The sequence below is a fragment of the uncultured Aquabacterium sp. genome, assembly GCF_947366995.1.
Classification (GTDB): Bacteria; Pseudomonadota; Gammaproteobacteria; order Burkholderiales; family Burkholderiaceae_C; genus Aquabacterium.
Map to the genome: position 1 here is coordinate 95,125 of NZ_CANBCC010000004.1, position 7,268 is coordinate 102,392.

Sequence of the window (7,268 nt, forward strand, 5' to 3'; positions counted from 1 at the left end):
CCACGTGCAACACAGCCCCAACGCCGCCCTCAGCGGCAAACAGCTCGCCGGTCTGACCCTCGGTGCCATCGGCATCGTTTACGGCGACATCGGCACCAGCCCCCTGTATGCCCTCAAGGAGGTGTTCGCGCACGGCCACGTGCCGCTCACGCCCGAGAACATCTACGGCATCCTGTCGATGATCTTCTGGACGCTGATGGTGATCGTCTCGCTGAAGTACGTGACGCTGATCCTGCGGGCCGACAACAACGGCGAAGGCGGCCTGATCGCCATGCTGGCCCTGGCCTCCACCGCGGTGGCCGACCGGCCGGCGCTGCGCGCCAAGCTACTGGGCATCGGCATCTTCGGCACAGCGATCTTCTTCGGTGATGGGGTGATCACCCCTGCGGTGTCGGTGCTGTCGGCGGTCGAGGGCATGGAGGTGGCCGCGCCCGCCCTGGAGCGCTTCGTCGTGCCGGTCACCCTCGTGGTGCTCACTGGCCTGTTCATGGTCCAGAAGCACGGCACCGGCGGCATCGGCAAGTTCTTCGGCCCCATCACGGCGCTGTGGTTCATCGTGCTGGCGGTGCTGGGCGTCATGCACATCGTCGGCAATCCAGCGGTGCTGGCTGCGCTCAGCCCGCATCACGCGCTGTTGTTCGTCTTCACCCACCCGGGCATGGCCTTCGTGGCGCTGGGGTCGGTGATCCTGTGCGCCACCGGCGCCGAGGCGCTGTATGCCGACATGGGCCACTTCGGCAAGAAGCCCATCCGGCTGGCGTGGTTCAGCCTGGTGCTGCCCGCGCTGACGCTGAACTACTTCGGTCAAGGTGCGATGCTGCTGGCCCACCCCGAGAACGTCGAAAACCCCTTCTTCGAGATGGCGCCGCATTGGGCGCTGTACCCGCTGGTGGGCCTGGCCACCTGCGCGACCGTGATCGCTTCGCAAGCCTTGATTTCGGCCGCCTTCTCGGTCACCAAGCAGGTGATCCAGCTGGGCTACCTGCCCCGCCTGCGCATCCTGCACACCTCGGTCAACGAGACGGGCCAGATCTACATCCCCTTCGTGAACTGGACGCTGTACGGCTGCATCGTGCTGGCCGTGATCTTCTTCGGCTCGAGCAGCAAACTGGCTGCGGCCTACGGCATCACCGTCACGATCGACATGCTCATCACCACGGTGATGACCTTCTTTGTGATCCGCTTTGCGTGGAAGCTGCCGATCGCCCTGTGCATCGGCGCCACCGGCATCTTCTTCGTGATCGACCTGATGTTCTTCAGCGCGAACGTGATCAAGGTGGTGGATGGTGGCTGGTTCCCTCTGCTGATCGGCGTGGTGATGTTCAGCCTGATGATGACCTGGCGCGATGGCCGCGCCCTGCTCAGCGAGCGGCTGCGCTCGGATTCGATCGACCTCCTGCCCTTCCTGGAGGCCGTGTTCTCCAGCCCGCCGCAGCGTGTGGAAGGCACGGCTGTCTTTCTCAATGCCGACGCAGGCACCACGCCGAACGCCCTGCTGCACAACCTCAAGCACAACAAGGTGCTGCACAAGCAGAACCTGTTCGTGACGGTGAAGTCGCACGAGGTGCCGTGGATCGGCTTCGACCAGCGCGTCGAGATCGAGTCGCTGGGCAACAGCTGCTGGCAGATCATGCTGCACTTCGGTTTCAAGAACGAACCGGACGTGCCGGAAGCGCTCAAGCTGGTGCGCCAGCACGGCGTCCACATCGACGACATGGAAACCAGCTACTTCCTGTCGCGTGACATCGTGATCCCGACCATCGGCGGTGGCATGGCGCCGTGGCGCGAGAAGCTGTTCGCCAGCATGCACCGCAACGCGTCGGGCGTCGCGGACTTCCTCAGCCTGCCGGCCAACCGCGTGGTCGAGCTGGGTTCGAAGGTCGAGCTCTGAACGCGTCGCCCGGCCTCCTGTCGCGCCTGGTGCGCGACTCCGCGCCTTCATCGGTGTCGGCGGGCTTCGTGGCCACGCTGGTGGCCTTCACCAGCACCATCGCCCTGGTATTCCAGGCAGCACGGCTGCTGGGCGCCACGCCCGAGCAACTCAGTTCTTGGGTGCTGGCCCTGGGTGTGGGCATGGGCGTAGGCAGCATCGGCCTGTCGCTGTGGCTGCGTGCACCCGTGCTGGTGACGTGGTCGACCCCCGGCGCAGCCGTGATCGCCACCGCGTCCACGGGCGTGAGCCTGGCCGAGGCGACCGGCGCCTTCTTGGTGTGCGGCCTGCTGATGTGGCTGTGCGGGGTGACGCGCGTGTTCGAGCGGATGATGGACCGCATCCCCGTCGCGCTGGCTTCGGCGCTGCTGGCAGGCATTCTGGCGCGCTTTGCGCTGCAGTCCTTCTCGGCGGCTTCCAGTGAGCCGCTGCTGGTCATCACCATGCTGGTGGCCTACCTGCTGGGCAAGCGATGGATCCCGCGCTATGCGGTGATCTTCGTGCTGGCGATCGGCACGGTGGTGGCCGGCGTGCGCGGGCAGCTTGACGCGTCCCAGCTCAATCTGAATCTGGCCAGCCCGGTGTTCGTGATGCCGGCGTTCTCGTGGCACGCGGTGGTGGGGATGGGCCTGCCGCTGTTCATTGTCACCATGGCCTCGCAGGCGGTGCCGGGCATTTCCGCCCTCCGGGTGGCGGGCTACCCGGCCCCGGTGTCACCGCTGATGAGTTGGTCGGGCGTGGTGACGCTGGTGCTCGCCCCGTTCGGCGGCTACACGTTCAACCTGGCGGCCATCACTGCCGCCATCGTGCTGAGCCCGCACGCTCACCCCGAGCCGGCCCGTCGCTACACCGCGGCCGTCTACGCCGGCGTGTTCTACATCCTCATGGCCTTGCTGGGCGGGGCCGTGGCCGGGCTGCTGGCGGCGTTTCCGCAGGCGCTGGTGATCTCGGTGGCGGGTCTGGCCCTGCTGGGCACCATCGCCAATGGCCTGGCCAACGCGCTGCACGACGTGCGCTACCGTGAGGCGGCCATCATCACTTTTCTTGTGACGCTGTCGGGCGTGACGCTGCTGGGCATCGGATCGGCCTTCTGGGGCCTGGTCGCCGGCGCGTTGACGCTGTTCGTGGAACACTTCCGACATCCCACCGAACCGACCGAGACACCATGAAGCTGCTTTTCGTTGTCGACCCGCTCGACACCTTCAAGACCTACAAGGACAGCACCTTCGCGATGATGCGCGAGGCCGCTGCACGGGGCCATGAACTCTGGGCCTGCGAGCCGCCGCAGATCGTGTGGCAACGCGACGGCCGGGTGCAGGCTGAGGCCGCCCGCATCACGCTCACCGGCGAAGCCGACGACTGGTACACCGTCGAGGAAATGGCCGTGATGGCCCTGGCCGACGCGGACGCCGTGCTGATGCGCAAGGACCCGCCCTTCGACGCCGAGTACCTGTACGCCACCCACCTGCTGAGCCAGGCGGAGCGCGAAGGGGCCCGCGTGTTCAACAGCCCGCAGGCGCTGCGCGAGCACCCCGAGAAGCTGGCCATCATGGCCTACCCGCAGTTCATTGCGCCCACACTGGTCACGCGCGACATCGAGACCGTGCGCGCCTTTCACGCGCAGCACCGCGACGTGATCCTCAAGCCGCTGGACGGCATGGGCGGCGCGGGGATCTTCCGTGTGAAGGACGACGGGCTGAACCTCGGCAGCGTGGCCGAAACCCTCACGCGCAACGGCACGCAGACGATCATGGTGCAGAAGTTCCTGCCCGCCATCACCGAGGGCGACAAGCGGGTGCTGGTCATCGATGGTGAACCGGTACCCTACGCGCTGGCGCGCATCCCGCAGGGCGGTGAGGTGCGAGGCAACCTGGCGGCCGGCGGCAAGGGAGTGGCTCAGCCCCTGAGCGAGTCGGACCTGGCGATTGCCCGCCACCTCGGCCCCATTCTGGCGGCACGCGGGCTGCTGCTGGTGGGCCTGGATATCATCGGCGACCGCCTCACCGAGATCAACGTGACGAGCCCGACCTGCTTCCAGGAGATTACGCAGCAGACGGGCTGGGATGTGGCCGCACGCTTCATCGACGCGCTGGAAGCCCGCTTGAAGGCCTGACGGCTCAAGGCCTGTTCAGCCCCGCGGCCGGCCGAACACATCGAGCAGACCGAGCCGGCTCGCTTCGTACACGGCCTCGCTGCGCGAGTGGACGGCGAGCTTGGCGTACAGCTTCTTGATGTAGGTCTGCACCGAATGCACGGTGATGCCCTGCTCGCGCGCGATCTCTGCATAGGCATACCCACGGGCGATGAACTCGAGCACTTCCTGTTCGCGGCGGCTCAGGCTGACGGGCGCCGGCGCGTCGGCCGCCTCCGACGGCGTGGCCGTGGCGGTGAGCAGCACCGGCGCGGCACGGCCCGGTTCGGCCATCTGCACGGAATCGGGGACCGGGCGCAGTCGCTTGAGCAAATGGCGCGCGATCATCGGCGAAATCGGGGAGGCGCCCTGCTTGACGGCCAGCAGCGTGGCCGCAATGTCGGCCGCCTCGTCGTCCTTGTGCACATAGCCCACCGCACCGGCTTCGATGCTGGCCACCACGTTGGCCTCATCGCCGAACATCGACACGACCAGCATGTCGCACGCGGGCCAGCGCTGGTGCACCTGGCGCAGCAGGCTCAGGCCACTGCCATCCGGCAGTCCCAGGTCGACCAGCAACAAGTCGGCCCCCCGGTGTTCGAACCACGCGGCGGCCGGCGCCAGCGTGCCGAAGCTGGCGCGCAGGTGCAAGGCAGGATGGGCATCAATGGACTGCTCGAGGAACTGACGAGTCAGCTGATTGTCCTCGACCAGCACCACGTCCCAGGGGGCGTCGCGGTTCATGTGGACGAGGATATACCGACTGCAGGGCCCGGGCCGGGCGCAGACGCAGCCAGCGGCAGCACGAGCCGCACGGCGAGGCCGCCGTCCCGCGGGGTGTCGAAGTGCAGCGCCACGCCGATCTGGCTGGCGCGGCCCAGCATGCCGACAATGCCCTGCCCACGGGGCGCGGCGCCAGGATCCCAGCCGCCACCGTTGTCGGTGAGGGTGACCTCGATGGCATCGGGCAAGGCGTGCGCAGCCAGCACCAGTTGCGTGGCATGTGCGTGCTGCAGCACGTTGGACAGCGCCTCGTACAGGATGTATTGAAGCTGACGCAGGGCGGGCGGGCTGCCGTCGGGCCAGGCGGGCAAGGGCGCCACGTCCCAGCGCAACGTGATGCCGGCGGCCTCGAGGCGCGGCGCCAGTCGGTACCGCCAGCTGGCCAGCAACCCCGCCACATCGCCCGGCGCGAGCGACATCGCATCGATCGTGAGCTTGAGCTGGGCCAACGAGTCGCGCAGCGTCTGGGTCACCAGCCCGATGTCCGGGGGCCGCGCACCCGGGGCCTGAAGCTGCCGCAGCGCCGAGGTCAGGTGCGCGCCCACGCCATCGTGCATGTCCTGCACGATGCGCGCACGCTCGGCGGTGGCGGCCTGCGCCTTCTCGAGCGCGGACAGCCGGGCGAAGCTGTCACGCAGGGCGGCCTCGCGCTCGGCGACACGGGTGGCCAGCGTGCGGTTGAGCTCGTGCAGCGCCGCCCGCGACCGCCCCTGGTCGCCGGCCAGCACCACGAAGTTGCACGCGATCAGCACCGGGCCGAAGATGCCCATCAGGTAGACCGCATCGAAGGGCAGCGCGCCGGTCACGATCAGCATGTCGTGGAAGGCCGCGGGAACCAGCGCCGCACAGCCCAGCACCAGCCAGCCGCCATCCGGCCGGCGGGTGCGGATCACGTGCGAGATGGCGAGCCCCATGCCGACCAGCGCGATGAGGTAAGTGGCCCCATAGACATACGCCGTGCGGACGAAGTCGGCCGCCGTGGCATGGTAGCCGGCGACCAGCAGCATGAGTGCCCCGAACACGCGCGCCAGCCAGCGCGGCGGGCAGTCCGCAATGCGAAAGAAGAAGGCGCACAGCGCCAGCTGATACCAGTGCGTGAGCGTGGACCGCAGGCCTTCCCAGAAGGACGGGTCGCTCAGCGGCTCGGGCCGGATCATCAACAGCGTCGACAGGCCCCAGGTGAAGGCCGCCAGGCCCATGTAGGCCACTGCGCCCTGGCTGCGATCGCGCCACCAGCCGAGCCCCATCAGCAGGCCGCTGGTGATGAGGGCCGTGTGGATGAAGTTCATCAGATCGACCTGGATCCAGCGGCGCCAGCGGTAGGGCTGCATGACGTGCTCCAGCGGGCCCACCGCAATGGGCGCCAGACCCTCACGGGCGGCGTGCCCACTGGCCACCCGCACGTCGATCACGTTGGCGCCGTCGCGCCACAAGGTGGACGGCACCGTGAAGAGCAGGGGGACGTACCAGTTGCGCGTCACGGGCTCGGTCATCGAGCCCGAGAACGGCAAGGCCACACCGTTGATCCACACCTGCCCGTTCATCGAGACGCGAGGCAGGTAGACGGCCCACGGCCCTTTGGGCACGCCCGCCAGATCCACCCGGAAGCGATACCACATCGAGCCGGTGTGACCCGGATGGGTGTCCATCCAGCGATGCGGCAGGTGCGTGTGCAACCAGGGGCCGTCAGGGGGCGGCACGCCATCGGCACCCCTGGCGCCGATCAGCACGCAGGCCTCGTGCAGGTGGTGCAGCACTTCACCGTGCAGCGGCACGCTCCGTACGGCCACCGCGTCGCTGGCCGCGCGTGCACCCGACACGGGCCACACCGACCACAAGGCCCACACCACCATCCATCCCAACAGACCGGCGCCGGTGCGCGCCCGGAGCAACAAGCCAGACATCGCGCCATTGTCTCGCGCCGATCTGCACGGGTCTGCCCCCTGCTTGGGGCGACAATGCAGCTTTTCCGCTTCTGCTTGCTGCCCGCCACCATGGCCGTCCTCACCCTGAGCCAGGCTCAACTTGCTTTCGGCCACGTCGCCCTCCTCGACCACGCCTCGTTCTCGCTCGAAACCGGCGAACGCGTCGGCCTGATTGGCCGCAATGGCACGGGCAAGTCCTCTCTGCTGAAAATCCTTGCGGGGCTGGAGAAGCCCGACGACGGCCAGCTGCAGGTGCAAAAAGGCGTCGAGCTGGCCTACGTGCCGCAGGAGCCGGCGTTCGCCGACGACGCCACCGTGGAGAGCACGGTCAGCGAAGGCCTGGGCGACATCCGCGCGCTGCGCGAACGCTTCGAGGCGATCACGCACGGCGAAGGCGATGCCGACGACATGGAATCGCTCATGACCCAGATCGAGGCCCGCAACGGCTGGAACTGGGAGCAGCGCGTCGAAGAAAGATCGGAAGAGCGTCGTGTAGGGA

The 7,268-nt window shown here is 67.9% G+C and carries 5 protein-coding genes; 3 read left to right on the plus strand and 2 right to left on the minus strand.

Translation table 11 applies throughout. The features are described from left to right. The first annotated feature begins 4 nt into the window (after positions 1-4). The 3 genes from Q0Z44_RS02650 to gshB are packed head-to-tail and all read left to right on the plus strand — an operon-like array spanning position 5 to position 4,043. Complete coding sequence (locus Q0Z44_RS02650) at positions 5-1,891, plus strand: potassium transporter Kup (RefSeq protein ID WP_298009830.1); 1,887 nt, start codon at positions 5-7, stop codon at positions 1,889-1,891. A gap of 29 nt (positions 1,892-1,920) precedes the next feature. Beyond that, on the plus strand, positions 1,921-3,099 hold the full coding sequence (locus tag Q0Z44_RS02655) for a benzoate/H(+) symporter BenE family transporter (RefSeq protein ID WP_298009833.1): 1,179 nt from the start codon (positions 1,921-1,923) through the stop codon (positions 3,097-3,099). Continuing rightward, the gene (gene gshB, locus Q0Z44_RS02660) at positions 3,096-4,043 is read left to right on the plus strand and encodes a glutathione synthase (RefSeq protein WP_298009838.1); all 948 of its coding nucleotides are present in this window, start codon (positions 3,096-3,098) and stop codon (positions 4,041-4,043) included. Before Q0Z44_RS02655 ends, gshB begins: the two co-directional genes overlap by 4 nt. 15 nt (positions 4,044-4,058) lie before the next feature. Here gshB and Q0Z44_RS02665 read toward each other — a convergent pair whose 3' ends face one another. Next, positions 4,059-4,805 (minus strand): response regulator transcription factor, encoded by a 747-nt coding sequence (locus tag Q0Z44_RS02665; protein ID WP_298009841.1) that lies wholly within the window; start codon positions 4,803-4,805, stop codon positions 4,059-4,061. Next, on the minus strand, positions 4,802-6,748 hold the full coding sequence (locus tag Q0Z44_RS02670) for a histidine kinase (RefSeq protein ID WP_298009844.1): 1,947 nt from the start codon (positions 6,746-6,748) through the stop codon (positions 4,802-4,804). The genes Q0Z44_RS02665 and Q0Z44_RS02670 overlap by 4 nt, the downstream gene beginning before the upstream one ends. Positions 6,749-7,268 lie beyond the last annotated feature (520 nt).